Origin of the sequence: Stenotrophomonas sp. Y6 (assembly GCF_022436665.1) — a bacterium.
Taxonomy (GTDB): Bacteria; Pseudomonadota; Gammaproteobacteria; order Xanthomonadales; family Xanthomonadaceae; genus Stenotrophomonas; species Stenotrophomonas acidaminiphila_A.
In genome coordinates this window covers 328,438-354,123 of record NZ_JAKUKB010000004.1, presented here as the reverse complement: position 1 = coordinate 354,123, position 25,686 = coordinate 328,438, and the positions used below count along the sequence as shown (strand labels likewise).

Below are 25,686 nucleotides of genomic sequence, written 5' to 3'. Positions count from 1 at the left end.
GGGGGCAACAGACGTCCCCGGCGCCAGGCGCGTCCGGGCGCAGGGAAAGTGCGCGGGCGGGCCGCCGCCGCAGCTCAGGGCGCCGGTTGCCCCTGTCCGCCGGCCAGCAATTGCCGCAGCTGCGCGAGTGTCGCCCGCGGCAGCGGCTTGCCGTCGTCGCTGGAAACCGGCGGGTGGCGCAGTGCGTCTTCGGGCAGCACGATCAATTCGAAGGCGATGCCGTCGGCGGCGAATTCCCAGCGCGGATAGGGTTGCCGCGAGGCGTGCCCAGCCAGTTGCAGCAGCGACGTGCTCGCCTCGGCGGGAATGCGCTGGTCGTGCAGGAAGCGCTGCACCGCATCGGGGTCGTCGCAGTGCAGGTGCAGGACCACCGGCGTGGACGCATCGGCGGTGCCGGCCAATACGGCCCCGCCCAGGCGTGGCTGGAAGGCCTGCAGGAACTGCATGGCCTGCACGGCCGATTCGCGGCGCTGGCGCAGCGCCGTCGGCTGCGCGTGCGCGTCGAACAGCCGCTGCTGCTCGCGCAGCACTTCTTCCACCTGGGCCTGGCGCGGCCACAGCGCTTCGTCGTGGATGCCCAGGCGGCTGGCCGCCTTGCGCCGCGCCTGGTCGAGATCGTGGATGCCGCTCTCGCGGACCAGGCGGGCCGCCTCCTGGGCGATCAGCTGCCGCTCGCGGCTGCCGCGCTGCGCGTTGGGTGCCGGGCGTGGCATCGCGGTTCTCCCCTTGTCGGCGGCCCGCCGGATCGCGGGCCGGTGCGGAAAGGCGGCCCGCCGCCTTTCCGGGGTGGGTCAGAAGATATCGAACGCGGCGTCGTCGGCCTGCGGGTCGTGCTGGTCGAAATCGAATTCCTGCATCCGGTCCAGGTCCTCGACCTTGATCCATTCGGTGGCGCCGTTGAGGGTCGCCTGGACCATGCCCGAGGGCGGGTCGTTGCGTGCGATCGGCGCATCCTTCAGCGCTACGCGCATGTAGTCGATCCAGATCGGCAGCGCGGCGCGGCCACCGTACTCGCGGTAGCCCAGCGAGCGGAAGTCGTCGCGGCCGACCCACACCGTGGTGGCCAGGGGGCCACCGAAGCCGGAGAACCACGCATCGCGGTGGTCGTTGGTCGAGCCGGTCTTGCCGCCCACGTCCTCACGCCCCAGCACCTTGGCCGCGGTCCCGGTGCCGCGCTGGACCACGTCGCGCATCATCGACACCAACTGGTAGGCGGTGCGCTCGTCGATCGCGCGCGGCGCGGTGCGGGCGTCGGGATTGGGCGCCACCGGTTCGGCCTGGGTGCCGGTGCCGGCATCGGCGCTGGCCGGTGCGGGCGCGGCTTCGGCACCGAAGTTGAAGCCGTCCACCACCTGGCTGGCCGGCGCCGTGCCACCGGCGGCGGCGGCGCAGCCGCGGCAGGCCAGCGCCGGATTGGCCTTGAACACCACGTTGCCGTCGCGGTCCTTGACCTCGTCGATGGTCCAGGTGTCGACCCGCGAGCCGCCGTTGGCGAACACCGCATAGCCGCGCGCGACCGACAGCGGCGTCAGCGAGGCGGTGCCCAGCGACATGGACAGGTTCGGCGGCAATTCGGCTTCCTGGAAGCCGAACTCGCTGATGTACTTGCGTGCGAAATCCACGCCGATGCTGTCCAGCAGGCGGACCGACACCAGGTTGCGCGACTGCACCAGTGCCTCGCGCAGGCGCATCGGCCCGCGGAAGCCGCCGCCGTCGTTCTTCGGCTCCCAGGTCTTGCCGCGGCGGTCGCGGAACACCACCGGCGCGTCGAGCACGATCGAGGCCGGGTTGAAGCCCTTGTCGAACGCGGCCGCGTACAGGAACGGCTTGAAGCTGGAGCCGGGCTGGCGCCGGGCCTGGGTGGCGCGGTTGAACTTGTTGCCGGCGAAGCTGAAGCCGCCGACCAGGGCACGCAGGGCGCCGTTGCCGGCGTCGAGCGAGACCAGCGCGGCCTGGCCGAGCGGCAGCTGTTCGATCAGCCACTCGCCCTCCTTGTCGCCGGCACGCACGCGGATGACGTCGCCGCGCGCGGCCAGCTTGGCCGGCGCGCGTGTGGTCCAGCGGCTGGCGGCCACCGGCAGGACCAGTTCGGTGCGGTCGGCCAGCACCACGCTGATGCCGCCATCGGCGTGGACCGCCGACACGATCGCCGGCAGCAGCCCGGACTGCGCGGGGATCGCGGCGAGGTGGCGCGCCAGCGCGGCGGCATCGGCATCCGCGGCGACGTCGAAATGCTGTTCCGGGCCGCGCCAGCCGTGACGGTGGTCGTACAGCAGCAGACCATCGCGGACGGCGATGTTGGCCGCTTCCTGCGCCTGGCTGTCGATGGTGGTGGTGACCCGGTAGCCCTTGTTGAGCACGTCGCCGCCATGCAGGGCGATCATTTCCTGGCGGACCATTTCCGCCACGTAGGGCGCGTTGACCTCGATCGGCGGTTCGTGCGGGCTGGCATGCATCGGCACCGCCTTGGCCGCGTCGGCCTCGGCCTGGCTGATGAAGCCCAGGTCGGCCATGCGCTGCAGCACGTAGTTGTCGCGGCGCTGGCGGGCGCGCTCGGGATTGCTGATCGGGTTGCCGCTGGACGGGAACTTGGGAATGCCGGCCAGCGAGGCCATCTCGTCCAGGTCCAGTTCGCCCAGCTTCTTGCCGTAGTAGTACTCGGCGGCGGCGCCGATGCCATAGGCGCGGTTGCCGAAGAAACTCTTGTTCAGGTACAGCTCGAAGATCTCGTCCTTGCTCAGCTCGCTCTCGATCCTGCGCGCGAGCAGGATCTCGGCCAGCTTGCGGGTGTAGCTGTACTCGGAACTGAGGAAGAACTGGCGGGCCACCTGCTGGGTGATGGTCGAGCCACCCGGCACGCGCCTGTCGCTGGTGGTGGCCAGCAGCCAGACCGCGCGGGCGATGCCCTTGTAGTCGACTCCGCCATGTTCATAGAAGCGCGCGTCCTCGGTGGCCAGGAACGCCTGCTTCAGGCGCTCGGGCACGTCCTTCATCTCGACCGGATAGCGCCGGGTCTCGCCGAACACGGCCATCAGCTTGCCGTCGCTGGCATGGACGTACATCGGCTCCTGCAGCTCCACCTCGCGCAGGGCCTGCACGTCGGGCAGCTTCGAGGAAACCACGTAATAGAGGGCGCCCGCGGCGATGGCGCCGACCAGGGCAAGGGCAACGCACAGTGCCAGCAGCCAGCGCAGCCAGCGACGGAAACGGGGCATCAAGCAGGATCCCGATTGCGGATTTCGTGGCCGCAGAGTATAGAGTACGCGGGGGAACGGCTGGGGCCGTCCCCTGGGGAGATGGGGGTCGGGGATGGCTCTGATGGCGTGACGGATTTCTCGGCCTGCGCGCGGAGCGGTTGCCAATCACCAGAAATTCATTATTAATGCGCGGGCGCAACAAGTGCGTCCAAGTGCCCGTCGGCAGGGGAGAAACCGTGGGGCTTATCCCAAAGAGTCAACCACCGATCATCGGTGTTGACATCAGCTCGACTGCGGTGAAGCTGCTTCAGCTTGCCCGCAGCGGCAATCGTTTTCGCGTGGAACACTACGCCGTGGAACCGCTTCCGCCCAATGCGGTGGTGGAAAAGAACATCGTCGAGGTCGAGGCGGTTGGCGAAGCCATACGCCGTGCGGTGGCCCGCTCGGGAACCCGCGCCAAGGGCGCGGCCGCCGCGGTCGCCGGCTCGGCGGTGATCACCAAGGTGATCCCGATGCCGGCGGACCTGGACGAGGCCGACATGGAAGCCCAGGTCGAGCTGGAGGCGGTGAACTACATCCCGTACCCGATCGAGGAAGTGAGCCTGGACTTCGAGGTGCTCGGGCCGGTGCCCAACAACCCGGAAATGGTCCAGGTGCTGCTGGCGGCCTCGCGCTCGGAGAACGTCGAACTGCGCCAGTCGGCGCTGGAGCTCGGCGGGCTGGTGGCCAAGGTCATGGACGTGGAAGCGTTCGCCATCGAGAACGCCTTCGCGCTGGTGGCCAGCGAGCTGCCGGTGGCCAGCGACGGTGTCGTCGCGCTGGTGGACATCGGCGCCACCATGACCACGCTCAACGTCCTGCGTGGCGGTCGCAGCCTGTACAGCCGCGAACAGGTGTTCGGCGGCAAGCAGCTCACCGACGAGGTGATGCGCCGCTACGGCCTGAGCTACGAGGAAGCCGGGCTGGCCAAGCGCCAGGGCGGGTTGCCCGAGAGCTACGAGGTGGAAGTGCTGGAGCCGTTCAAGGAGGCCACGGTCCAGCAGATCGGCCGCCTGCTGCAGTTCTTCTATGCCGGCAGCGAGTTCAATCGCGTCGACCACATCGTGCTGGCCGGCGGCTGCGCGTCGCTGCCGGGGCTGCCGGTGATGGTCGAGGAACAGCTGGGAGTGAGTACGTCGGTGGCCAATCCGCTGGCGCAGATGACGCTGGGGCAGAAGGTGCAGGCGCATGCGCTTGCCCAGGACGCCCCGGCGCTGATGATCGCCACCGGCCTGGCCCTGCGGGGGTTCGACTGATGGCACGCATCAATCTATTGCCATGGCGCGCCGAACGGCGCAAACAGCGCCAGCGCGAGTTCTACACCATGCTCGGCCTGGCCGCCGTCGCCGGCGTGCTGATGTCGCTGCTGCTGTACTTCTACTACGACGGCCAGGTCAGCGGCCAGAACGAGCGCAATGCCTACCTCGAGGCTGAGATCGCCAAGGTCAAGGAGCAGAACAAGGAGATCGACCGGCTCGACAGCCAGAAGAAGCGTCTGCTCGACCGCAAGCAGGTCATCGAGGAACTGCAGGGCAAGCGCTCGCAGATGGTGCACCTGTTCGACGCGCTGGTGCGCACCATTCCCGATGGCGTGGTGCTGACCGCGCTCAAGCAGGAAGGCGAGACGCTGACGCTGGAAGGCCGCACCCAGTCCAACGCGCGGGTCAGTACCTACATGCGCAACCTGGAAAGCTCGGGCTGGATGTCCAATCCGGAGCTGTCGGTGATCGAGGCCAAGGCGCAGGAGGCGTCGGGCTCGGCGGTGGACATCAAGTCGCTGCCGTACGTCTTTACCCTGAAGGTGAAACTGCCGGCGCCGGGTGAGAACGCGGCGCAGGGTAACGCGGTGCCGGATGCCGCCGCCGCCGCAGCGCCCGCCGCCACGCCGGCAGCGGCCGCCGACCCGGCAGCGCCGGCCCCCGCCGCGCCGGCCCCGGCGGCCGACACGGCGCAGAAGGAGGCCCGCCCGTGAGCCAGAAGAAGAGCAGTTTCAACAACCTGGACCTCAACAACATCGGCAACTGGCCGCAGGGTCCCAAACTGGTGTTCTGCGCGCTGCTGGCGCTGCTGATCCTGGGCCTGTCCTACCTGCTGGTGATCCGCGGCACGGCCGAGGAGCTGGAAGGGCTGGAAGCCAGGGAAGTGGAACTGCGCGCCAGCTTCGAGAAGGAGCAGCAGCGCGCGGTCAACCTCGAGCCGCTCAAGCAGCAGCTCGTGCAGATGGAGCAGGTGCTGCAGCAGATGCTGCGCCAGCTGCCGAGCAAGACCGAGATGCCCGACCTGATCATCGATGTGTCGCAGACCGCGCTGTCCAGCGGGCTGAACAACGAACTGTTCAAGCCGGGCGACGAGCAGCTCAAGGAGTTCTACGCGGAGAAGCCGATCGCGCTGCGCCTGGTGGGCAGCTACCACCAGTTCGGCGCCTTCGTCAGCGGCGTGGCCTCGCTGCCGCGCGTGGTGATCCTGACCATGCACGACATCAACCTGAAGCCGAAGGATCCCAAGGCCGGCATTTCCGCACGCAGCGGTGCGCTGGAGCTGTCGGGCACGGTCAAGACCTACCGCTACCTGGACGACAACGAGCTGGCGGACCAGGAAAAGAAGGCCGCCGACGAAGAAGCGGCGCGCAAGAAGGGGGGCAAGTGATGAAAGGTTCCCTCCGCATCCGGGCGCTCTGCGCGGTGCTGCTGGTGGTGGCCGCGAGCGGCTGTTCGCGCGGCATCACCAGCACCCCGGGCGACGCGCCCAATCTCGAGAAGTGGGTGGCGGACGTACGTGCGCGCCCGGCCACGCCACTGGAGCCGCTGCCGGTGATGCAGCAGTTCGAGACCTTCGAATACTCCGCACAGGGGCTGCGCGATCCGTTCAGCGATGCCTGGGCCAGCGCCGACGGCAACAGCGCCCTGCGCCCGGACCCAAACCGGCGCAAGGAGCCGCTGGAGGCCTTCCCGCTCGACAGCCTGGACATGGTCGGGACGATCGGCAAGGGCGCGGCCATGGTCGCGCTGGTGATGGGGCCGGACAAGGTGACCTACCGCGTCCGTCCGGGGGTGTACCTGGGGCAGAGCGATGGCCGCGTCACCAGTGTGCGCGAGGACGGCATTGAGCTGATTGAACTGGTGCCCGATGGTGCTGGCGGCTGGCTGGAACGCCCGGCCTCGCTGGCGCTTGACGATCGATGAATGATTATTGGGGATAGCACGATGACTTTTTCCAAAGCCCTGAGCCTGCGTCCCGCCCGGCGCCATGCGATGGTCCATGCCCGCGCACTGGGAGTTGCGCTGGCACTGGCCTGCGGCTCTCCGTTGGTGGCCTTCGCCGCCGACCTCGCTCCGCCGGCCGCCGCACAGCCCGCGGCTACCGTCGCGGTCACCAAGGTCGACTTCAAGCGCGGCGATGACGGCGCCGGCCGCCTGATCCTGCAGTTCGACGGCCAGGGCGCCAGCCCGGACCTGAGGACCCAGGGCAATGACATCGTGGTCGACATGGGCAATGCGACCCTGCCGGCCGCGCTGCAGCGGCCGCTGAACGTGGTCGATTTCGCCACGCCGGTGCAACGCATCGACGCCCGCCCGTCGGGCCATGGCTCGCAGCTGGTGCTGAGCACCCAGGGGGCGTTCGAGTCGCTGGCCTACCAGTCCGGCAACGAGTACGTGGTGGAGATCTCGCCACGCCAGGCGCCGTCGGCGACCGGTGCGGTGACGGCGCAGACCGTGGCCCAGGCCGCGGCCACCGTGGCCGCGCGCGGCTACAGCGGCCGCCCGGTGACGTTCAACTTCCAGGACGTGCCGGTACGCACCGTGCTGCAGCTGATCGCCGAGGAATCCAACCTCAACGTGGTCGCTTCGGACACCGTGCAGGGCAACGTGACCCTGCGCCTGGTCAACGTGCCGTGGGACCAGGCGCTGGACATCGTCCTGCGCGCCAAGGGCCTGGACAAGCGCCGCGACGGCGGGGTGATCTGGGTGGCGCCGCAGCCGGAGCTGGCCAAGTTCGAGCAGGACAAGGAGGACGCCCGCATCGCGATCGAAGAGCGCGAGAACCTGGCCACCGATTACATCCAGATCAACTACCACAGCGCCGAGGCGATCTTCAAAGCCCTGACCGAAGCCAAGGGCATCGGCAACGCCGGCGCCGGCGGTGGTGGCACCGGCGGCGGCTCGCAGCACGAGAACGGCTTCCTGTCCAAGCGCGGCATGATCGTCGCCGACGAGCGCACCAACACGCTGATGATCAGCGACATCCCGAAGAAGATCGCGCAGATGCGCGAACTGATCGCGGTGATCGACCGGCCGGTCGACCAGGTGCTGATCGAAGGCCGCATCGTCATCGCCTCGGACACCTTCGCACGAGACCTGGGCGCCAAGTTCGGCATCCAGGGGCGTCGCATCGGTGACCGCACCCAGGCCATCAGCGGTTCGCTGGGCGGCAACAGCAGCATCATCAACAACGGCATAGTGAGCAACGAAGGGCTAAACGTGAATCTGCCCGCGAAGAGCTATACCGAAAGCCCGGCCGGCGCGATCGCCTATACCCTGCTGGGTGCCAACTTCGCCCTGGACGTCGAGTTGTCGGCGATGCAGGAGGAGGGCCGCGGCGAGGTGGTCTCCAATCCGCGCATCGTCACCGCCAACCAGCGCGAAGGCGTGATCAAGCAGGGCAAGGAGATCGGCTACGTCACCATCTCCGGCGGTGGTGGTGCCGGCGGTGCGCCCACGGCCAACGTGCAGTTCAAGGAAGCGCTGCTGGAACTGAAGGTCACCCCGACCATCACCCAGGACAACCGCGTGTTCCTCAACATGAATGTGAAGAAGGACGAGATCGACCGATTCCTTGACGTGACCGACTTCGGCACCGTGCCGATCATCAACCGCCGCGAGATCAATACCGCGGTGCTGGTGGACGATGGCCAGACGGTGGTGATCGGCGGCGTGTACGAGTTCAACGACCGCAGCAGCGTGGCCAAGGTGCCGTTCCTGGGCGACGTGCCGTTCCTGGGCAATCTGTTCAAGAAGCGCGGCCGCGCCAAGGACAAGGCCGAGCTGCTGGTGTTCGTGACGCCGAAGATCCTGCGCGTCGCCAAGCCGCACTGAACCGGGTCCATCCGCAAGAGCACGGGAGGCCGCCGCAGGGCGGCCTCTTCGTTTGCTCTCCGGCCACCGGCGTGCCGGTGAACCATTCCTGCGTGGATCGGTCAAACTGCGCCTATGGACCACACCCCGCACCTGCCCCCGCCGCCGGCCGACGCCGCCGCCCTGCATGCCGCTTTCATCGCCCTGCGCGACGCCCTGGCCGGCGAGATCGTCGGCCAGTCGGTCCTGGTCGAACGCCTGTTGGTCGCGTTGCTGGCCGATGGCCACCTGCTGGTGGAAGGCGCGCCCGGGCTGGCCAAGACCACCGCGATCCGCGCGCTGGCCGCGCGCATCGACGCGCGCTTCGCGCGTATCCAGTTCACTCCCGACCTGCTGCCGGCCGACCTGACCGGCACCGACATCTGGCGCCCGCAGGAAGGCCGCTTCGAGTTCCAGCCGGGCCCGGTGTTCCATCCGATCCTGCTGGCCGACGAGATCAACCGCGCGCCGGCCAAGGTGCAGTCGGCGCTGCTGGAAGCGATGGGCGAGCGCCAGGTGACGGTAGGGCGGACGACCTATCCGTTGCCGCCGGTGTTCCTGGTCATGGCCACCCAGAACCCGATCGAACAGGAAGGCACGTTCCCGCTGCCCGAGGCGCAGCTGGACCGTTTCCTGATGCACGTGCGCATCGGCTATCCCGATGCCGCGGCGGAGGTCGACATCCTGCGGCTGGCCCGCGAGCGCGCGCTGCGCGAGATGGATGCGACGCCAGTGCAGGTGCGGAAGCTCTCGCTGGAACAGGTCGAACAGGCACGACGGGCGGTGCTGGAACTGCACATGGCGCCGCAGCTGGAACGCTATCTGGTGGAGCTGGTGCTGGCCTCGCGCGACGCCTCGGCCTACGACGTCTCGCTGGCCCGCCGCATCGCCTGGGGGGCCAGTCCGCGCGGGTCCATTGCCCTGGAGCGCTGCGCGCGGGCCAAGGCGTGGCTGGCCGGGCGCGACTACGTGACCCCGGACGACGTGCGTGCGGTGGCGCCGGACGTGTTGCGCCACCGGGTCCTGCCCAGCTATGAGGCGGCCGCCGAGGGCTGGGACGGCGAGCGCCTGGTCGCGGCGCTGCTCGACCGCGTACCGTTGCCGTGATCAAGCCGGTTGCGGGGAACGGGGACAAACCGACGGCGGTATCGCCCGCCCGGTCGGCCGCTGGCGGAGACGCCGTCGCGGCCCCCGGTTCCCGGCTCCCTGCGTCCGAGGGCATCGCCCCTTCGCTGGCCGAGCTGATCGCGCTGCGGCGTGCGGCGATGCCGGCGCGTGGCCCGCGTCGCGGCCGGCGCGGCGCGTCCGCGCGCGCGCTCTCCGCGCAGCGTGGGCGCGGCATGGAATATGCCGAGTCGCGCGAATACGTGGCCGGCGACGATGCCCGCCACATCGACTGGAAACTCAGTGCGCGCACCGGCTTCACCCACACCAAGACCTTCCAGGCCGAGCGCGAACGGCTGACCCTGCTGGTGGCCGATACCGCACCGGCGCTGTACTTCGGCACCCGGGTGCGGTTCAAGTCGGTGCAGGCCGCGCGCGCCGGCGCGGTCGCGGCCTGGTCGGCATTGCGCGACGGCGACCGCGTGGCGGCGCTGTGCGCGGGCGGAGGGGCCGCGCTGGTGCCGCCGGCCGGGGGCATGCGCGGGGTCCTGCGCGTACTCGATGCGCTGGTGCGCTGGTACGGCGCGCCGGCTGTGGATGACGCAGGCCTGCAGCCGGCACTCGAGCGTGCGGCGCGCCTGCTGCACCCGGGCGCGCGGGTGCTGGTGCTGGCCGACCCGGGCAGCGCCCTTGCCGTGGCCCCGGCCACCTGGTCGGCGCTGTCGATGCACGTGGACGTACGCCTGCTGCTGCTGGTCGATCCGCTGGAGATGCGGCCGCCCCACTGCATGTTGCCGGTGCTGGCGCCGGGCGCGCGCATGGAGCTGGACCTGGCCACCGGCGCGACGCGCGATGCCTGGCACGCGGCGTTCGTCGCCCCGGTGGAAGCGCTGTGCCGGTCATTGCCCGGGCGCAGGATCCAGGTGCAGGTGCTGGCATCGGACGACGCCAGCGACGCCTGGCTGGCGCCTGCCGCGGCGCGGAGTGGCCGGTGATCGCCACCACGCTGCCGCTGCGCGACGTGCACCTGCCGGCCGCGCCCGGCGTGTGGCCGCCGGCGCCAGGCTGGTGGCTGCTGCTGGGCGTCCTGCTGCTCGGGCTTGCCGTGTTCGTGGCACTGCGGCTGCGTCGCCGGCACCGGCGGCTGCGCTGGCAATCGCTGTTCGATGCGGCGCTGGCGGCGGCATCCGCTCCGGCCGCGCGCGTCGGCCGTGCCTCGGACCTGCTGCGGCGCGCGGCACGTCGCTGCGACCCGTCGGCCGCGCTGTTGCAGGGCGAGGACTGGCTGCGGTTCCTCGACGGGCCGGCGCGCCGCGATTTCAGCCAGGGCGAGGGTCGACTGCTGCTCGACGGCGGCTTCCGCCGCCAGGTCGACGAGCCCCAGGCCGCGCGCGCCTGCGCGCTGGCGCGCGGGCGTTTCGTCGACCTGATGGAGCGGCGCCGGTGATGGAGCGCCTGCACGCGCTGCTGGGCGGCCTGCCGGAGTTCGCCTGGCCTTGGCTGTGGCTGGCGGTGCCGCTGCCGCTGCTGATGGCTTTGTGGCCACGGCCGGCCGGCAATGGGCCGGCGCTGCGGGTGCCCTGGCCGCCGGCGCGGTTGCAGGCAACGGCGGCGCACCGGCACGGGCCGTGGCCGCGCACCCTGCTGCTGTGGCTGGCGTGGCTGTGCCTGTGCGCGGCCGCCGCGCGACCGCAGCAACTGGGGGATGCGGTCGAACCGCCGCGGCAGACGCGGCAGATGATGCTGGCCGTGGACCTGTCCGGCAGCATGAGCGAGGGCGACATGCTGCTCGGCGGCCGCGTGGTGGACCGGCTCACGGCCGCCAAGGCGGTACTGGCCGACTTCCTCGACCGCCGCGAGGGCGACAGCATAGGCCTGCTGGTGTTCGGCCAGCGCGCCTACGCGCTGACCCCGCTGACCCGCGACCGCGCCAGCGTGCGCGAACAGCTGCGCGACAGCGTGGTCGGGCTGGCCGGGCGCGAGACCGCGCTGGGCGATGCCATCGCGCTGGCGGTCAAGCGGTTGCGCGGGCAACCCGAAGGCCAACGCGTGCTGATCCTGCTCACCGACGGCGTCAACACCGCCGGCGTAATCGACCCGCTGAAGGCGGCCGAGCTGGCCAGGGCCGAGGGCGTGCGCGTGCATACCATCGCGTTCGGCGGCAACGGCGGGGTATCGCTGTTCGGCATGCGGCTGCCGGGCGCGGAGGACCCGATCGACGAGGACACGCTGGCGCGCATTGCCCGGGACACCGGCGGGCGCTTCTTCCGCGCGCGCGATACCGGCGAGCTGGTCGGCATCTATGCCGAACTGGATCGCCTGGAGCCGGTGCGCAGCGCCGGACCGGCGCTGCGTCCGCGCCTGGAACGGTATGCGTGGCCGTTGGCGGCGGCCCTGCTGCTGGGCCTGCTGGCGCTGGCCTGGCCGGAGCGGCGCCGGTGATCGCGTTCTGGAACAGCCTGCATTTCATCCGCCCGGATTGGCTGTGGGCGCTGCTGCTGCTGCTGCCGGCCGTGTTGCTGGGCGGCTGGTACCGGCGGCGCCGGCGTGGCGATTGGCGCAGCGTGGTGGACGCGCACCTGCTGCCGCACCTGCTGGCGGATGGCGGCCGCCGCGCCCGCGGCAGATGGCTGGCCGTACCGGTCGCCCTGTTGCTGGCGGTGCTGGCCCTGGCCGGGCCGAGCTGGCGCCAGGTGGAGCAGCCGCTGTGGGAATCGAAGACGCCGTTGGTCGTGGTGCTGGACCTGTCCAGCCATACCGGCGCGGCCGACCTGCCGCCGAGCCGCCTGCTGCAGGTGCGCGCGAAGCTGGCGCTGCTGCTGCGCGAGCGCCGCGGTGGCGAAGTGGCGCTGGTCGCGTATGCCGACGAGCCGTTCACCGTGGCGCCATTGACCGATGACGCGGCCAACGTCGCGCTGTTCCTCGACGCACTGGCGCCGGAGGTCATGCCGGTGGACGGGCAGGACGCCGGCAAGGCGCTGGAATGGGCCGGCAGCCTGCTGCGCCAGGCCGGTGCGCGCGACGGCGCGGTCCTGCTGGTGAGCGACCGCGCCGATGCCGGCGCCGCCGCCGAAGCCGCACGCCTGCGCGCGGCCGGCTACCCGGTATCGGCGCTGGGGCTGGGTACGCCAGCGGGGGCTGCCTATCGCGACCGCGAGGGACGCATCGGCCATGCCCGGCTGGACGAACCGTCGTTGCGTGCGCTGGCGCTCGCCGGCGGCGGTCGCTACGCGCGGCTTTCCGCCGGCGACGCCGACCTGCAGGCGCTGGCGGTGCTGCAGCCGCAGGCCGCCGCCGGCGAGCGTGCCGGCCGCACCGACACCGCCTGGCAGGACGAAGGCTACTGGCTGCTGCCGCCGCTGCTGCTGGTCGCGCTGTTGGCGTTCCGGCGGCGCCGGCAGGCGTTGGCGGCGCTGGCGCTGTGCCTGTGGCTGCCGCTGGCCATGCCGGCACATGCGGCCGAACCCGGCGGCTGGTGGCAGCGCCCGGACCAGCGCCAGCACCAGCGCCTGGCCGAAGGCGTCGAGGCGTACCGCAAGGGCGATTTCGCCACCGCCCAGCGCCGCTTCGAGGGTGTCGACAGCGAACAGGGCTGGTACAACCTGGGCAACGCGCTGGCGCGGCAGGGTCGCTACGACGAGGCGATCGCCGCCTACGACCGCGCATTGGCACTGCGGCCGGGCATGGACGACGCAAAGGCCAACCGCGCCGCGGTCGATGCCGCGCGCAGGCGCAAGCCACCGCCAGGCCCGCAGGGGGGCGGCCAGCAGAACACACCCGATACGCAGCAGGGCAAGTCATCGCCCGGCCAGTCACAGGATGGCCAGTCGCAGGACGGCAAGTCGCAGCCGCCGCCATCGCAGGCACCGTCGCAGCCGAAGCACGCGCCGCCGCGGCCGGGACAGGGCCAGGCCGCGGCCGATACGGCGCCGAAGGCGCCGCAGGCGGAAGATGCCCGCGGCCAGCAGCAGGCCGACCGGGCCCAGCGCGAGCGCGTGGCCGAGGCGCTGCGCCGGCAGACGGGCGGCGACGGCGACCCCGGAAAGCGCGCGGCGCAGGCGGCGATGAGCCCGGAGGAGCGCGAGCGACGGCAGGCGATCGAGGCATGGATGCAGCGCGTGCCCGATGCGCCGGGCGATCTGTTGAAGGCGAAGTTCCAGCTCGAATACGAGCGGCGCAGGCGGGAAGGGCAATGAAGCGGCGAAGCGTTCTCCTGAAGGTGGGGTTGTGGGTGTTGCTGGCCTGCGCCGCCAGCGTGCAGGCGCAGACCCGCGCATGGCTGGACCGTGACCGCATCGGCGAAGGCGACGTGGTCACCCTCAACATCGAGACCGACCAGCCCGGCGCGGCACCGGACTACGCGCCGCTGCAGGCCGATTTCGCGTTGGGCGGGCGTACCAGCGGCCGGCAGACGCGGCTGGCCAATGGCAGCGTCAGCACTGCCGCGCTGTTCGGCGTGGTGCTTACGCCACGGCGCAGCGGCGCGCTGCAGGTGCCGGCCCTGCGCGTCGGCGCGGCGCGGACGGCGCCGCTGCAACTGCGGGTCGATCCCGCCCCGGTGGCCGGCGCCGGCGACGCGGTGGCCTTCGTGGAAACCGAGGTCGACGATCCACAGCCGTACGTGCAGCAGAGCGTGGGCGTGGTGGTCCGGCTGTTCTTCGCGACCCAGCTGGCGTCCGGCGAGCTGGACCTGGCCACGCCGGCTTCGGCCTCGTTGCAGCGGGTCGGCGAGGACCGCACCTCGTCGCATGACGTCGGTGGCCGCCGCTACAACGTGGTCGAGCGGCGCTTCCTGCTGATTCCCGAACGCAGCGGCCCGCTGCGGCTGCAGGGCGCGCGCTTCAGCGGTCGCGGCGCCGGCGGCCTGTTCGACGATCTGCTTGGCCGTGGTACCGGCGCGCTCAGTGCCCGCGCGGCCGACCAGACCCTGCAGGTGCGCGCGGTGCCCGATGCCGCACCGCAGCCGTGGCTGCCATTGAAGGACCTGCGCCTGCGCTACACCGCCGCGCCGCAGTCGGCGCAGGTCGGGCAGGCGTTCACGCTGCAGGTGGAGGCCACCGCGGTCGGCGCGACGCGTGCGCAGTTCCCGGAATTGCCGGTGCCGGCCCTGGGCGACGCCGCGCAGGTGTTCGCCGAGCCGCCGCAGTACGACGAAACCTTCGATGGCGGGAGCCCGCGGCTGAAGCTGACGCGGCGCTACTCCATCGTGCCGCAGCGGCCGGGCCCGCTGCAGGTACCGGGCCTGCGCCTGGGCTGGTGGGACGTGGGCGCCGCCGAGGCCAGAACCGCGGCACTGCCCGACTTGGGCCTGGAGGTGGCGCCGGGGACCGGCGCGGCAGCCGCGGTGCCGGCGCCGGATGCGCCTGCCGCCACGGTCGCGCCGCCGGCGCCCACCGGCGAGCGTGCCATCGCGGTGGCCGGCGCCCGGCTGCTGCGCGCGTCGCCGTGGCCGCTGCTGGCGGCGGGGTTCGCGCTGCTGTGGCTGCTGACCCTGGTCTGGGCACTGACCCGGCGGCGCCCGCCGCCCAGCCAGGGCCCGCGGAGGCCAGGCGACAGCGGGCAGGGCGATGCCGGCGTGGGCACGCATTCGCTGGCCGATTTCAGGCGCGCGCTGGACACCGGCGACCTGGATGACGTCGAGCAGGCGCTGCGCGGCCTTGCCCGGCCGCCGGTCGTCGACCTGGATGTGCTGGCCGCGCGCCTGGACAGCGCGGCACAACGCGAGGCACTGGAAGCCCTGCGCCGCGCCCGCTGGGCCGGTGGCAGCGGGTCCGCGGCACGCACCGCGCTGCGCGCCGCGTTCGCCAACGGGCCGGCATGGCGGGCGCGGGCCGATGCCCCGCCATCACCGCTGCCGCCGCTCTATCCGGGGCAGGGAGCCGGCTGATCGGTCGGGCGGATCGCGGCCGTGGCGCCGGCGCCGGGACGCCGCCGGGACGGCTGCGGAGGCGCCCCGACGCCTCGTCCCGGTACCCCCGGGACCGGGCCAAATGGCAGGGTTGGCGGCTGTGCAGCTTTTGTTAAGCTACGCGATCTTTCGCCCGCGAGTACCGCCGCATGCCCCACGCCCACGCGTCAAGCAAGCCCTCCATGCCGTTGCACATCAAAGTGCTGCTGGGGTTCATGTTGGGCACCATCGTGGGCCTGGTGGCGCACGCCACTTCCGCCGATGCGGCGTGGGTGAACACCACCATCGATTACGTCACCCAGCCGTTCGGGCAGATCTTCCTCAACCTGCTGTTCATGCTGGTGGTGCCGCTGATGTTCTCGGCGCTGGTGCTGGGCGTGGCCGAGCTGGGCGACATCGCCTCGCTGGGCCGGCTGGGCTGGAAAACCCTGAACTACACCGCGGTGGTGACCGCGCTGGCGGTCGGCATCGGCCTGTTGTGCGTCAACCTGCTGCAGCCCGGCACGCACATGGAGCCGGCCCTGGTCGAACAGGCCATGAGCAGCGCCAAGACCGGTGAGATCGTCAGCAAGGGCAACGAACTGCGGCTGATGGACCTGCTGGTCAACATCGTGCCGCACAACATCGTCAACGCGATGGGCGACGACAGCAAGAAGCTGGGCATCGTGTTCTTCGCGCTGATGATCGGCATCGGCCTGGTGATGAAGCCGACCGCGGGCACCACCGCGTTCAAGAACGCCGTGCAGGGCCTGTTCGAGGTGTGCATGCACCTGATCGGCATGTTCATCAAGCTGGCGCCGTTCGCGGTGGCGGCCTTCATGTTCAACCTGACCGCGCGGCTCGGCTGGGACGTGATCCAGAGCCTGATGTGGTTCGTGGTGACCGTGCTGCTGGCGATCGCCATCCATGGCTTCATCGTGCTGCCGCTGTGGGTACGGCTGCTGGGCGGCATGTCGGCGCGCAGCTTCTTCCGCGGCACCCAGGAAGCCACGCTGACCGCCTTCGCCACCGCCTCCTCGTCGGCCACGCTGCCGGTGACCCTGCGCGTGGCCGAGGAGAACCTGAAGCTGCCGCGCAAGGTCTCGCGCTTCGTGCTGACCGTCGGCGCCTCCGCCAACCACCACGGCACCGCGCTGTTCGAAGGCATCACCGTGCTGTTCCTGGCGCAGGTCTACGGCCTGCACCTGGGCATGCCGCAGCAGCTGATGGTACTGCTGCTGTGCATCCTCGGCGGCATCGGTACCGCCGGCATCCCGTCCGGTTCGCTGCCGGTGATCGCGATGATCTGCGGCATCATCGGCATCAAGCCCGAGGGCATCGGCATCATCCTGGGCGTCAACACCTTCCTGGACATGTGCCGCACCTCGCTCAACGTCACCGGCGACCTCGCCACCGCGGTGGTGGTCTCGCACCGCAGTGGCGTGACCGACGAGGAAGTGCCGGAAGTGGCGGACAACGCCGGCCGCCACTGAGCCGCCGGCGAAACGGATGCCACGAAGGCCGCCCAAGGGCGGCCTTCGCGTTTTTCCCCGCCTGCCGCAAGCCGGCGCCCGCCGCCGGCACCGGCATGCCGCCCGGGGCCTTGCGCGTGCCCCGCGCCGTGCCGCCGCCGGCCTGACCTGCTCGGTGCTCTGTGGGACAATAGGCCGCCCGCAGCTCCGCGGGAGCCTCCCGACCCGACGAACCATGACGCAGCCCACCCGCCGCCAGTTGGCGAACGCCATCCGTTTCCTCGCCGCCGATGCGGTGCAAGCCGCCAACTCCGGCCACCCCGGCATGCCGATGGGCATGGCCGACATCGCCGAAGTGCTCTGGAACGACTACCTCCGGCACAACCCGAACAACCCGAAGTGGTTCAACCGCGACCGCTTCGTGCTGTCCAACGGCCACGGCTCGATGCTGCAGTACGCGCTGCTGCACCTGAGCGGCTACGACCTGCCGATCGAGCAGCTCAAGGCCTTCCGCCAGCTCGGCAGCAGGACCGCCGGCCACCCGGAGCGCCATGAAACCCCGGGCGTGGAAACCACCACCGGCCCGCTGGGCCAGGGCTTCGCCAATGCCGTGGGCTTCGCGCTCGCCGAAAAGCTGCTGGCGCAGCGCTACAACCGCCCGGAATTCGAAGTCGTCGACCACCGCACCTGGGTGTTCATGGGCGACGGCTGCCTGATGGAAGGCATCTCGCACGAAGCCGCCTCGCTGGCCGGCACCTGGGGCCTGGGCAAGCTGGTCTGCTTCTGGGACGACAACAACATCTCCATCGACGGCGAAGTGGAAGGCTGGTTCACCGACGACACCCCGGCGCGCTTCGAGTCCTACGGCTGGAACGTGGTGCGTGGCGTCGACGGCCACGACCCGGAGAGCATCAAGGCGGGCATCGACGCGGCGCTGTCGCAGTTCGACAGGCCGACCCTGATCTGCTGCAAGACCACCATCGGGTTTGGTTCGCCGAACAAGGCCGGCCAGGAATCCAGCCACGGCGCGCCGCTGGGCAAGGACGAGCTGGACGCCACCCGCAAGGCGCTGGACTGGCCGTATGGCCCGTTCGAGATTCCCGAGGAGATCTACGCCGGCTGGCGCGCGGGCGGCACCGGCACCCTGCGCCAGGCCGAATGGGAGCAGCTGTTCGACAAGTACGCGGCGCAGTTCCCGGCCGAGGCCGAGGAGCTGACCCGCCGCTCGCATGGCGAGCTGCCGGCCGACTTCATCGCCCGCGCCGATGCCTACATCGCCCAGGTGCAGGCCGAGGCGCCGACCATCGCCTCGCGCAAGGCCTCGCAGAACGCGATCCAGGCGTTCGCGCCGCTGCTGCCGGAAATCGTCGGCGGCTCGGCCGACCTGGCCGGCTCCAACCTGACCCTGTGGAAGGGCGCGCATACCGTGGTCGGCGAGGACCCGCAGGCCAACTACGTGCACTACGGCGTGCGTGAGTTCGGCATGAGCGCGATCGCCAACGGCCTGGCGCTGCACGGCGGCTTCCTGCCGTTCGACGCCACCTTCCTGGTGTTCAGCGACTACGCCCGCAACGCGCTGCGCATGAGCGCGCTGATCCCGGCGCAGGTCATCCACGTGTTCACCCACGACTCGATCGGCCTCGGCGAGGACGGCCCGACCCACCAGCCGGTCGAGCACATCGCCTCGTTGCGCTACATCCCCAACAACGACGTCTGGCGCCCGTGCGACGCCACTGAATCGGCGGTGAGCTGGAAGGCGGCGATCGTGCGCCGTGACAACCCCAGCTGCCTGATCTTCAGCCGCCAGAACCTGGCCCCGCAGCCGCGCAGCGCCGAGCAGGTCAAGCTGATCGAACGCGGCGGCTACGTGCTGGCCGATGCCGCCGGCACGCCGGACGTGATCCTGATCGGCACCGGCTCGGAAGTGGGCCTGGCCATGGCCGCCAAGGCCGAGCTGGACGCGGCCGGCATCAAGACCCGCGTGGTGTCGATGCCGTCGACCAACGTGTTCGACCGCCAGGACGCGGCCTACCGCGAGTCGGTGCTGCCGCACGCGGTGCGCGCACGCGTGGCGGTGGAAGCCGGCGTCACCGGTTTCTGGCGCCAGTACGTGGGCCTGGATGGCGCGGTGGTCGGGCTGGACAGCTTCGGTGCCTCGGCCCCGGCCGACAAGCTGTACCAGCACTTCGGCATCACCACCGAGGCGGTGGTCGCCGCGGCCCGGGCGCAGCTGGCGCACTGATGCGTCGCATCGCCGGGCAGTGAGAAAAGGCCGGGATTTCCCGGCCTTTTCTTTTGCGCGCCACCCCGTGCGGCGGTGGCCCCGTACTTCGCCGCCGCCTGGGTCAGCACGTGGGTGCGATGGTCGCGCGGCGTTGTCGGGAGCCCCCTGGATGCGGCGCCACCGGCATGCGAGCATCGGCGCGTGCGCCCCGTCGCGGGTGGCCTCCGGAGAAGCACCATGAAGCGCGTGACCGGTATCGGCGGCATCTTCTTCAAGGCCAGGGACCCGGCCGCGCTGGCAGCCTGGTACCGCGACCACCTCGGGCTCGATGTCGGGGACTGGAACGGTGCGGTCTTCCCGTGGGGCGGCGAGGGCAGTGCGCCGGGCATGACGATCTGGAGCCCGTTCGCGGCCGACACGGCCTATATGGCGCCAGGCACGGCTTCCTTCATGGTCAACTTCCGCGTCGCCGACCTGGACGCGCTGCTGCCGGCGTTGCGTGCCGAGGGCTGCGATGTCGTCGACAGGACCGAAGTCTCCGAGCAGGGCAAGTTCGGCTGGGTCATCGACCCGGAGGGCAACAAGGTCGAACTGTGGGAGCCGCCGGCGGGGCAGTAGCGCGTCGCGGACAAGCCGAGGCAGGCGGCCCCTGGCGTCGCCACCTGCGCAGTGCTCCGCTGGACGCCGCCGACGCGTGCTGCCGCGCGGTTCCAGTGCGGGGGCCGGTCATGGACCACGGCTGGATCCGCACCTGGGCGGCGGCATCGCGCATGGCCACGCGGCAGAGCTTCGCCATCGAAGGCGGATCGGGGGCGCCGGTGCAAACCGATGACCTGGACGAGGCGCTGCGCGGCACCCGTGCCACCGGCATCGCCCTTGAACAAGCGCCGTCGCGCGAACCCCGGGACATGCGCCGGTTCGTCGTACGTGATCCGTCTGGCAAGCGGGTGAACATCCCCGCGGCACCCAACGACCGCCGCGGATGCCTGAGCGCGATGCGCGGTGGTCAGGCCCGTGCGGTGCGCGCCAGCGCCAGCCGCAGCAGGCGCGTGTCCAGCCAGCTGGCCGGACCGTCCGGCCGCTCAAGTCCCATGCGCTGCAGGTACATGGCATCGTTGTCGCCGCGTCGCTGGCGCAGGGCCGCAAGCACGGTGCGCAGCTTGCCACCGGTGCTGCCGGTGTTGCCCTTCAACCACTGCAGGGCGCGCAGCAGGTCCTGCTCGACCGGGGTGAAATCGCTGCCCAGCGGGTAGTCGGGCAGGCTGCCGTCGCGGCGGAACGGCGCCAGCGCCGCGGACAGGACAGCGGCGCGATTGCGCTGCCAGTGCGCGGGCGCGACGAAACCGGCCGCCAGCTTCTTCGCCCGCTTCGCCTGTTGCAGCAGGGGCGCCTGGAAGGCGGCGTCGGTGATGCCGGCCATCGCGACCACGCAGTCCTCGTCGGTGATGCCGCGCAGGTCGGCGATGCCGTACTCGTTGATGAAAATGTCGCGCAGGTGCCGCGGGATGGTGGTGTGGCCGTAGTTCCAGCGCACGTTGCACCGGGCAATCCCCGCATCATCGCGCACGGCGCGGAACATCAACACACTGCGCGCATCGGGCAGCGCGTGCGCCATGGCCACGAAGTTGTACTGGCCGCCGACACCGGACACCACGCGGCCATCCTCCAGCGCATCGGACACCGCCGCGCCGAGCGCGGTGGCCATCATGCAGGAGTTGAAGAAGCGCGCCTGTCGGCGCTGCAGCCGCTGCAGGGTTTCGTCGCCGCCATAGAGCTGGTTGATCTCGCTGATGCGGCGCATGCCGATGGCCCGGCATGCGTCGGCGGGCAGGTGCCGCAGCCAGTCGTAAAACTCCGGCGAGCCCAGATAGAACGCGCCGTGGAGATACTCGCCTTCCTCGGCCAGCCGGGCGTGGTCGGCGGTGTAGGCGCTGCCGTTGGCCATGCGCTGCATCAGCGCCAGGTCGTCGTGCACCTTGCGCCGGATCACGCCGCTCTGCACCAGCTTGCGGAAGCCCTCGTTGAGCATCTCGCTGCACCCGTACAGGCCGGTTTCGAACGGCTCCAGCCCGCCGATCTCGCGCACCAGCGGATGCTCCGCCAGCGTCGGATCGAGCGCGTGCAGCACCCGTCGGTAGCGGGCGTTGTCGGTGTGGCGCAGCACCAGCGCGTGACTGAGCGCGTCGGCCAGCGCGCCGATGCCGATCTGCAGGGTGCCGCCGTCGCGCACCAGCGTGCTGGCATACAGGCCGATGGCGTACTCGGCATCGTTGACCGGCTGCCGCGGCAGGCCGAACAGTTTCGGGTAGGGCCCGGGCGGGGTCAGCACCAGGTCGAAGAACGCCGCGTCGACCGTGGCGCTGCCGCCCAGCCAGGGCAGCTCGGGGTCGATCTCGGCGATCAGCAGCGGACGCGGCAGGCCACGCGCGATGACCGCGTCGATCGTGTCCTGGGTGAGATCGTTGTTGCACGACAGCGACAGCCGGGTGCTGCCCTCGCGCCGCGCGACCTTCTGCACGATGGCATGCGGTGCGCGCTGGGCCAGGGCGGCGGCGACGTGGGTGTAGTTGAGGCTGGTGTAGGCACGTTGTGCCTGCGATGAACCCAGCAGCGCCCCGGACTGCATGTAGAACTCTTCCACCTGCACATGCGCGGGCAGCGCATCACGCGCCATGTCGCGTGCATAGGCCAGGCGCGGGAAGTCCGCGCCGAAATGACGCGCCACGAACGGGCGCAGGAAGCGTGCCTCCAGTCCGTCGCCGGCGGCATGCGGCGGATCGAGCGAGAGCGCGGTGTACAGCTGCAATGGGCGCGACGGGTCCACCCCGACGCGCGCGTAGAGTGCGTTGAGCAGTCGGTGCGGCTTGCCCAGCGCCAGCGGCGCGGCGATGCGCAGCGGCCCTTCGACGCGGGCCAGCAACCACGCCGCGGCGGCATCGGGGTCGGTCACTTGGTGGGGCATGGCGGGGCGCCGTCAGGGGGGAGCCGCATTACAGCATCGGCGCGATGAACCCGTGGTCGGCCTGCTTGACAGGGCATGCGTTTACTCGTGTAATCGATAAAAATTACAGGCGTAAACGATGATTCGGATCAGCGAGGCCGAAGCGGTGGTGATGGAGGCCCTGTGGGAGTCGCACCCGCTTTCCGCCGAGGACGTGGTCGCCCGCCTGGGCGGTCGCAACGGCTGGGCCGAGGCCACCGTCAAGACCCTGCTCAACCGCCTGCTCAACAAGGGCGCGATCAGCGCGACGAAAGAGGGGCGGCGCTATCTGTATGCACCGCAGGTGGCGCGCGAGGCGTGGCTGCTGGAGGAAAGCAGCAGCCTGCTCGAGCGCCTGTTCGACGGGCGCGTGGCGCCGCTGGTGGCGCATTTCAGCCAGCACCGGAAATTGAGCCGCGACGACGTGGCCGAACTGCGCAGGCTGCTGGAGGAGCTCGACGATGATCAGTCTTGAAGGGTTGCGGGCCTTACTGGCCACCGCGCTGGCCGGCAGCGTGGCGATGGTGGCGGTGCTGGCGCTGCGTGGCATGGTGCGGCGCCGGCTGGGCGCCAGCGCGGCCTACCTGCTGTGGCTGGCGGTACCGGTGGCCATGGTTGCCGTGCTGCTGCCGGCACCGCGCGTGGCGGTACTGCCGGTGCACGCTATCGACGCGGTGCTGCCGGCCGCCCGCACCGTCCTGGAGCATTCATCGACGCTGTCGCTGCCCTGGACCTCGACGCTGGGCGGCGCCTGGCTGGCCGGCGCGCTGCTGGCGATGGCCGGATTGCTGCGCCAGCAACGGCGGTTCGTCCGTGGGTTGGGGACGCTGCGCCGACGCGACGATGGCCTGTGGCAGGCGCAGGCAACGGCCGGGCTGCCCGCCGTGCTCGGCCTGTGGCCGCCGCGCATCGTGCTGCCGGCGGATTTCGAACGCCGCTACACCGCGCAGGAGCAGCGGCTGGTGTTGCTGCACGAGCAGGTGCACCTGCGTCGCGGCGACATCGCCGTCAATGCGCTGCTGGCGGCCCTGCAGTGCGTGTATTGGTTCAACCCGCTGCTGCCGCTGGCGCTGCGTCGCTGCCGCGAGGACCAGGAGTTTTCCTGCGACGAACGTGTCATCGCGCGCAGCGACGGCGCGCGCCGCAGCTATGGCAACGCCATGCTCAAGACCGGGCTGGCGCTGTCGTCGTTGCCGCTGGGCTGCCACTGGCAGGACCGCCATCCGCTCAAGGAGCGCATCGCCATGTTGAAGCGTCCGGTACCCGGCAAGGGACAATGGTTCGGCATGCTGCTGTTGGCGGCGGGGGTGTCCCTTGCGCTGGGTTTTGCGGCCTGGGCCGCACAACCGGCGCCGAGCGACGCGCTCGCCACAAGCGCCGCGCCTGCGTTGGCGGCACCGCCGCGCGGTGACACGGAACCGACCGGGGTCCCGGCCGACAACATCGCGTTCGCCCGCCGGTCGCCTCCGCGCTATCCGCCAGGCACGCATGCCGGCAGGCTGCTGCTGCAGATCGACGTGGCGGCCGACGGCACCGCCACCGACGTCAGGATCGAACGTGGTTCGGGGCACGCCGACCTCGACGAAGCGGCGGTGGAAGCCGCGCGCGGATGGCGATTCCTGCCGGTCCGCAAGGACGGCAAGCCGGTGGCCGGCACGGTGCGCGTTCCGGTTCTTTTCGACCGGGGCGCGGGCCGCGCAGCCGGCAAGGGAGGCGTGCAGTGATGTGGTGCATGCGTGTCGGCGTCGTGTCGGCGGGATCGGTGCTGCTGGCCCTGGCCGGTTGCGCGACGCGACCGGCCGCCAGCGAAGACGTGGCGGACAGCAGCTACAGCATCGGCCAGCGCCTGCTGCTGCCGGAGCCGGCGGGCGGGCAGGCCGGGGACGTGCAGCCGTACACGCTGTCCGGGCGCGAGGTGTTCCGCATGCCCCGGCCGCTGCATGCGCCATTGCCGGAACTGCCCGATATGCCAGCGCGGCGATCAGTGCCGCCGGTGACGGTGTGCCTGAATGTCGTCCTTGATGCGCATGGGCAGGTGCAGCGGAGTTTCCCGCTGTTGACGCACAGCCAGTGCGGCGCCGGCAACGACGCGGAGAATGGCCATCTGCTGCAGGCCGCCGACGATGCCGTGCGGCAATGGCGCTTCGCGCCCGCGGCGATCTGCGGTTTCGCCCCCGGCACGGCGCCGGTTGCGCCGGACGACTGCACCGGCGCGGCGCAGGTGGAGGCGGTGCCGGTGACGCTGCCCTATGCGTTCACCTTCGAGATCGTGCAGGGGCAGGCGCGCGTGCGGCTGGGCCAGCCGCCGCAGCCGTAGGTGCCGGGCTCGCCCGGCACACGCTTTCCCGGCCCCCGCCCTGCGGGCAACCCCCCCCATCGACGAAAGGCGGCTGCGGCGGCCCCCGTAGGTGCCGGGCTCGCCCGGCACACGCTTTCCCGACGCCCCCAATGCGGGGCAAGCCCCGCATCGACGAAAGGCGGCTGCGGCGGCCCCGTAGGTGCCGGGCTTGCCCGGCACGCGCTTTCCCGACGCCCCCAATGCGGGGTAAGTCCCGCATCCCCGGAAGGCGGCTGCGGCGTCTCCTGTAGGTGCCGGGCTCGCCCGGCACACGCGTTCCCGGCGGACCCCAATGCGGGGCAAGCCCCGCATCTACGAAAGGCGACTGCGGCGGCCCCCGTAGGTGCCGGGCTTGCCCGGCACGGCTCTCACGACACGCCGCACCGCAGGCCGCTCCATGTGGCTGTGGCGCCTTAATCCAGCAGTTCGTTCAACAGCGCCGCCAGCCGCTCGCCGGCCAGGCGCAGCTGCGCCTCGGCCACCGGGCGCCAGGTGGAGGCGTAGGCGTCGCCGACCTTGCGGTTGCTGGGGTAGATGCCCGGGCGGGTGGCGATGGCGCAGCTCTGTTCGGCCCAGCCGGTGGCATCGCGCTGCAGCTGCGGTGCGCCGACGTCCGTCGGCGCGGGCAGTGCCTGCAGGCGCTGCAGGTAGTGCTCGTCGTCCAGCTGCAGGGCGTAGAACATGCCGCTGTCCCACAGCGAGTGCAGGTTGGTGCCGCGCTCGTTGAACTGCAGCTGGTAGGTGTTGCCGCCCTTGTCGTGGCCGTAGCCGGCGTGCATCGGCTGGTGCAGGTCGCCGGCCAGGTGCACGACGAACTTGAGCGCCTGCAGGCGCTCGGCGTCGCTGAGGCTGCGGTCGGCCAGGCGTGCGCTCTGCGCCTTCAGAGCCTCGACCACGCAGTCGCCGTCGCGGCAGTGTTTGGGCGGATCGTAGGTGCAGCCGTCCTCGGCCATGTTGATGTAGTGCCAGCCGGCCGAGCGCTTGCCCAGGTCCGGGTCGCCTGCCCGCAGCTGGTCGGCCCACGGTGCGATGCTGGCCAGGGTGGCGCCGGGCTCGGTGGCGAGCAGGCGCTGCACTTCCGCTGCCGCGGCCGGGTCCAGGCGGGTTTCGGCGATGCGCGCGACCAGGCGGTGGCCCTGCGCGCCCCAGGCGAAGGCGGGTGTGGAGACCAGGGAGCAGGCGGCCAGGGCGACGCCGGAGAAAAGCAGGGGAATGCGGGCGCGGATTTTCATCCGCCGCATTCTAGCGGCGCATCGGCGGCGGACGTGTGCCGAAAGTGGCGGGCCTGTCCACGACCCCACCGCGCTTGGCTCGCGGCGGGCCATGAACAGGCC

Annotated in this window: 21 protein-coding genes; 17 read left to right on the top strand and 4 right to left on the bottom strand. The window is 71.0% G+C overall.

Going from position 1 to position 25,686, the window contains the following annotated elements; all coding sequences use genetic code 11:
* Window positions 1-74 precede the first annotated feature (74 nt).
* Complete coding sequence (locus tag MKP15_RS07345) at window positions 75-713, bottom strand: hypothetical protein (protein WP_240212266.1); 639 nt, start codon at window positions 711-713, stop codon at window positions 75-77.
* Between the two features lie 78 nt (window positions 714-791).
* On the bottom strand, window positions 792-3,215 hold the full coding sequence (locus MKP15_RS07340; protein ID WP_240212265.1) for a penicillin-binding protein 1A: 2,424 nt from the start codon (window positions 3,213-3,215) through the stop codon (window positions 792-794).
* 218 nt (window positions 3,216-3,433) lie between these two features.
* Between MKP15_RS07340 and MKP15_RS07335 the strand changes: the two genes are divergently transcribed.
* From MKP15_RS07335 to MKP15_RS07270, 14 genes are all read left to right on the top strand, one after another.
* Entirely contained in the window at window positions 3,434-4,492 is a 1,059-nt protein-coding gene (locus tag MKP15_RS07335) for a pilus assembly protein PilM (protein WP_104940255.1), read from the top strand.
* On the top strand, window positions 4,492-5,208 hold the full coding sequence (locus MKP15_RS07330) for a PilN domain-containing protein (RefSeq protein ID WP_240212264.1): 717 nt from the start codon (window positions 4,492-4,494) through the stop codon (window positions 5,206-5,208). Before MKP15_RS07335 ends, MKP15_RS07330 begins: the two co-directional genes overlap by 1 nt.
* The gene (gene pilO, locus MKP15_RS07325; RefSeq protein ID WP_240212263.1) at window positions 5,205-5,882 is read left to right on the top strand and encodes a type 4a pilus biogenesis protein PilO; all 678 of its coding nucleotides are present in this window, start codon (window positions 5,205-5,207) and stop codon (window positions 5,880-5,882) included. The genes MKP15_RS07330 and pilO overlap by 4 nt, the downstream gene beginning before the upstream one ends.
* Window positions 5,882-6,418 carry a pilus assembly protein PilP gene (locus tag MKP15_RS07320; protein ID WP_240212262.1) on the top strand — a complete coding sequence of 179 codons (537 nt, stop codon included), beginning with the start codon at window positions 5,882-5,884 and terminating at the stop codon, window positions 6,416-6,418. Before pilO ends, MKP15_RS07320 begins: the two co-directional genes overlap by 1 nt.
* A gap of 21 nt (window positions 6,419-6,439) precedes the next feature.
* Window positions 6,440-8,329: a type IV pilus secretin PilQ family protein gene (locus MKP15_RS07315; RefSeq protein WP_240212261.1), complete on the top strand. Its 1,890-nt coding sequence runs from the start codon at window positions 6,440-6,442 to the stop codon at window positions 8,327-8,329.
* A 114-nt stretch (window positions 8,330-8,443) separates the two neighbouring features.
* Entirely contained in the window at window positions 8,444-9,454 is a 1,011-nt protein-coding gene (locus tag MKP15_RS07310; protein WP_240212260.1) for a MoxR family ATPase, read from the top strand.
* Window positions 9,455-9,612: 158 nt separating this feature from the next.
* Window positions 9,613-10,446, top strand: a complete 834-nt coding sequence (locus tag MKP15_RS07305; RefSeq protein ID WP_240212259.1) for a DUF58 domain-containing protein — start codon at window positions 9,613-9,615, stop codon at window positions 10,444-10,446.
* Entirely contained in the window at window positions 10,443-10,898 is a 456-nt protein-coding gene (locus MKP15_RS07300) for a DUF4381 domain-containing protein (RefSeq protein WP_240212258.1), read from the top strand. Before MKP15_RS07305 ends, MKP15_RS07300 begins: the two co-directional genes overlap by 4 nt.
* Window positions 10,898-11,893, top strand: coding sequence for a VWA domain-containing protein (locus MKP15_RS07295; protein ID WP_240212257.1), 996 nt, complete (start codon window positions 10,898-10,900; stop codon window positions 11,891-11,893). The genes MKP15_RS07300 and MKP15_RS07295 overlap by 1 nt, the downstream gene beginning before the upstream one ends.
* Entirely contained in the window at window positions 11,890-13,647 is a 1,758-nt protein-coding gene (locus MKP15_RS07290) for a VWA domain-containing protein (RefSeq protein ID WP_240212256.1), read from the top strand. The genes MKP15_RS07295 and MKP15_RS07290 overlap by 4 nt, the downstream gene beginning before the upstream one ends.
* Complete coding sequence (locus tag MKP15_RS07285) at window positions 13,644-15,338, top strand: BatD family protein (protein WP_240212255.1); 1,695 nt, start codon at window positions 13,644-13,646, stop codon at window positions 15,336-15,338. The genes MKP15_RS07290 and MKP15_RS07285 overlap by 4 nt, the downstream gene beginning before the upstream one ends.
* A 203-nt stretch (window positions 15,339-15,541) precedes the next feature.
* Window positions 15,542-16,831 (top strand): dicarboxylate/amino acid:cation symporter, encoded by a 1,290-nt coding sequence (locus tag MKP15_RS07280; protein ID WP_345778722.1) that lies wholly within the window; start codon window positions 15,542-15,544, stop codon window positions 16,829-16,831.
* Window positions 16,832-17,045: 214 nt separating this feature from the next.
* Window positions 17,046-19,052, top strand: coding sequence for a transketolase (tkt, locus tag MKP15_RS07275; protein WP_240212253.1), 2,007 nt, complete (start codon window positions 17,046-17,048; stop codon window positions 19,050-19,052).
* A gap of 219 nt (window positions 19,053-19,271) precedes the next feature.
* Complete coding sequence (locus MKP15_RS07270; protein WP_240212252.1) at window positions 19,272-19,652, top strand: VOC family protein; 381 nt, start codon at window positions 19,272-19,274, stop codon at window positions 19,650-19,652.
* 388 nt (window positions 19,653-20,040) lie between these two features.
* Here MKP15_RS07270 and MKP15_RS07265 read toward each other — a convergent pair whose 3' ends face one another.
* Window positions 20,041-21,996 carry an acetyl-CoA hydrolase/transferase C-terminal domain-containing protein gene (locus MKP15_RS07265; protein WP_240212251.1) on the bottom strand — a complete coding sequence of 652 codons (1,956 nt, stop codon included), beginning with the start codon at window positions 21,994-21,996 and terminating at the stop codon, window positions 20,041-20,043.
* Window positions 21,997-22,117: 121 nt separating this feature from the next.
* On the opposite strand from MKP15_RS07265, the gene MKP15_RS07260 reads away from it, so the two are divergent.
* From MKP15_RS07260 to MKP15_RS07250, 3 genes are read left to right on the top strand one after another with little or no spacing between them, the layout of a single operon-like run.
* A complete protein-coding gene (locus MKP15_RS07260) occupies window positions 22,118-22,489 on the top strand; it encodes a BlaI/MecI/CopY family transcriptional regulator (RefSeq protein WP_240212311.1) in 372 nt (123 codons plus the stop codon).
* Window positions 22,476-23,738 carry a TonB family protein gene (locus MKP15_RS07255; RefSeq protein WP_240212250.1) on the top strand — a complete coding sequence of 421 codons (1,263 nt, stop codon included), beginning with the start codon at window positions 22,476-22,478 and terminating at the stop codon, window positions 23,736-23,738. Before MKP15_RS07260 ends, MKP15_RS07255 begins: the two co-directional genes overlap by 14 nt.
* Window positions 23,739-23,746: 8 nt before the next feature.
* The gene (locus MKP15_RS07250) at window positions 23,747-24,331 is read left to right on the top strand and encodes a hypothetical protein (protein WP_161615031.1); all 585 of its coding nucleotides are present in this window, start codon (window positions 23,747-23,749) and stop codon (window positions 24,329-24,331) included.
* Between the two features lie 434 nt (window positions 24,332-24,765).
* Here the strand turns inward: MKP15_RS07250 and MKP15_RS07245 are convergent, their stop codons facing one another.
* On the bottom strand, window positions 24,766-25,593 hold the full coding sequence (locus tag MKP15_RS07245; protein ID WP_240212249.1) for a S1/P1 nuclease: 828 nt from the start codon (window positions 25,591-25,593) through the stop codon (window positions 24,766-24,768).
* Window positions 25,594-25,686: the final 93 nt, after the last annotated feature.

Bases quoted from the DNA above. Each gene is read 5' to 3' on its own strand.
- MKP15_RS07345 (WP_240212266.1), bottom strand. From the start codon at position 713: ATGCCACGCCCGGCACCCAACGCGCAGCGCGGCAGCCGCGAGCGGCAG.
- MKP15_RS07340 (WP_240212265.1), bottom strand. From the start codon at position 3,215: ATGCCCCGTTTCCGTCGCTGGCTGCGCTGGCTGCTGGCACTGTGCGTT.
- MKP15_RS07330 (WP_240212264.1), top strand. From the start codon at position 4,492: ATGGCACGCATCAATCTATTGCCATGGCGCGCCGAACGGCGCAAACAG.
- MKP15_RS07320 (WP_240212262.1), top strand. From the start codon at position 5,882: ATGAAAGGTTCCCTCCGCATCCGGGCGCTCTGCGCGGTGCTGCTGGTG.
- MKP15_RS07315 (WP_240212261.1), top strand. From the start codon at position 6,440: ATGACTTTTTCCAAAGCCCTGAGCCTGCGTCCCGCCCGGCGCCATGCG.
- MKP15_RS07310 (WP_240212260.1), top strand. From the start codon at position 8,444: ATGGACCACACCCCGCACCTGCCCCCGCCGCCGGCCGACGCCGCCGCC.
- MKP15_RS07305 (WP_240212259.1), top strand. From the start codon at position 9,613: ATGCCGGCGCGTGGCCCGCGTCGCGGCCGGCGCGGCGCGTCCGCGCGC.
- MKP15_RS07295 (WP_240212257.1), top strand. From the start codon at position 10,898: ATGGAGCGCCTGCACGCGCTGCTGGGCGGCCTGCCGGAGTTCGCCTGG.
- MKP15_RS07285 (WP_240212255.1), top strand. From the start codon at position 13,644: ATGAAGCGGCGAAGCGTTCTCCTGAAGGTGGGGTTGTGGGTGTTGCTG.
- MKP15_RS07280 (WP_345778722.1), top strand. From the start codon at position 15,542: ATGCCGTTGCACATCAAAGTGCTGCTGGGGTTCATGTTGGGCACCATC.
- tkt (WP_240212253.1), top strand. From the start codon at position 17,046: ATGACGCAGCCCACCCGCCGCCAGTTGGCGAACGCCATCCGTTTCCTC.
- MKP15_RS07270 (WP_240212252.1), top strand. From the start codon at position 19,272: ATGAAGCGCGTGACCGGTATCGGCGGCATCTTCTTCAAGGCCAGGGAC.
- MKP15_RS07265 (WP_240212251.1), bottom strand. From the start codon at position 21,996: ATGCCCCACCAAGTGACCGACCCCGATGCCGCCGCGGCGTGGTTGCTG.
- MKP15_RS07255 (WP_240212250.1), top strand. From the start codon at position 22,476: ATGATCAGTCTTGAAGGGTTGCGGGCCTTACTGGCCACCGCGCTGGCC.
- MKP15_RS07250 (WP_161615031.1), top strand. From the start codon at position 23,747: ATGCGTGTCGGCGTCGTGTCGGCGGGATCGGTGCTGCTGGCCCTGGCC.
- MKP15_RS07245 (WP_240212249.1), bottom strand. From the start codon at position 25,593: ATGCGGCGGATGAAAATCCGCGCCCGCATTCCCCTGCTTTTCTCCGGC.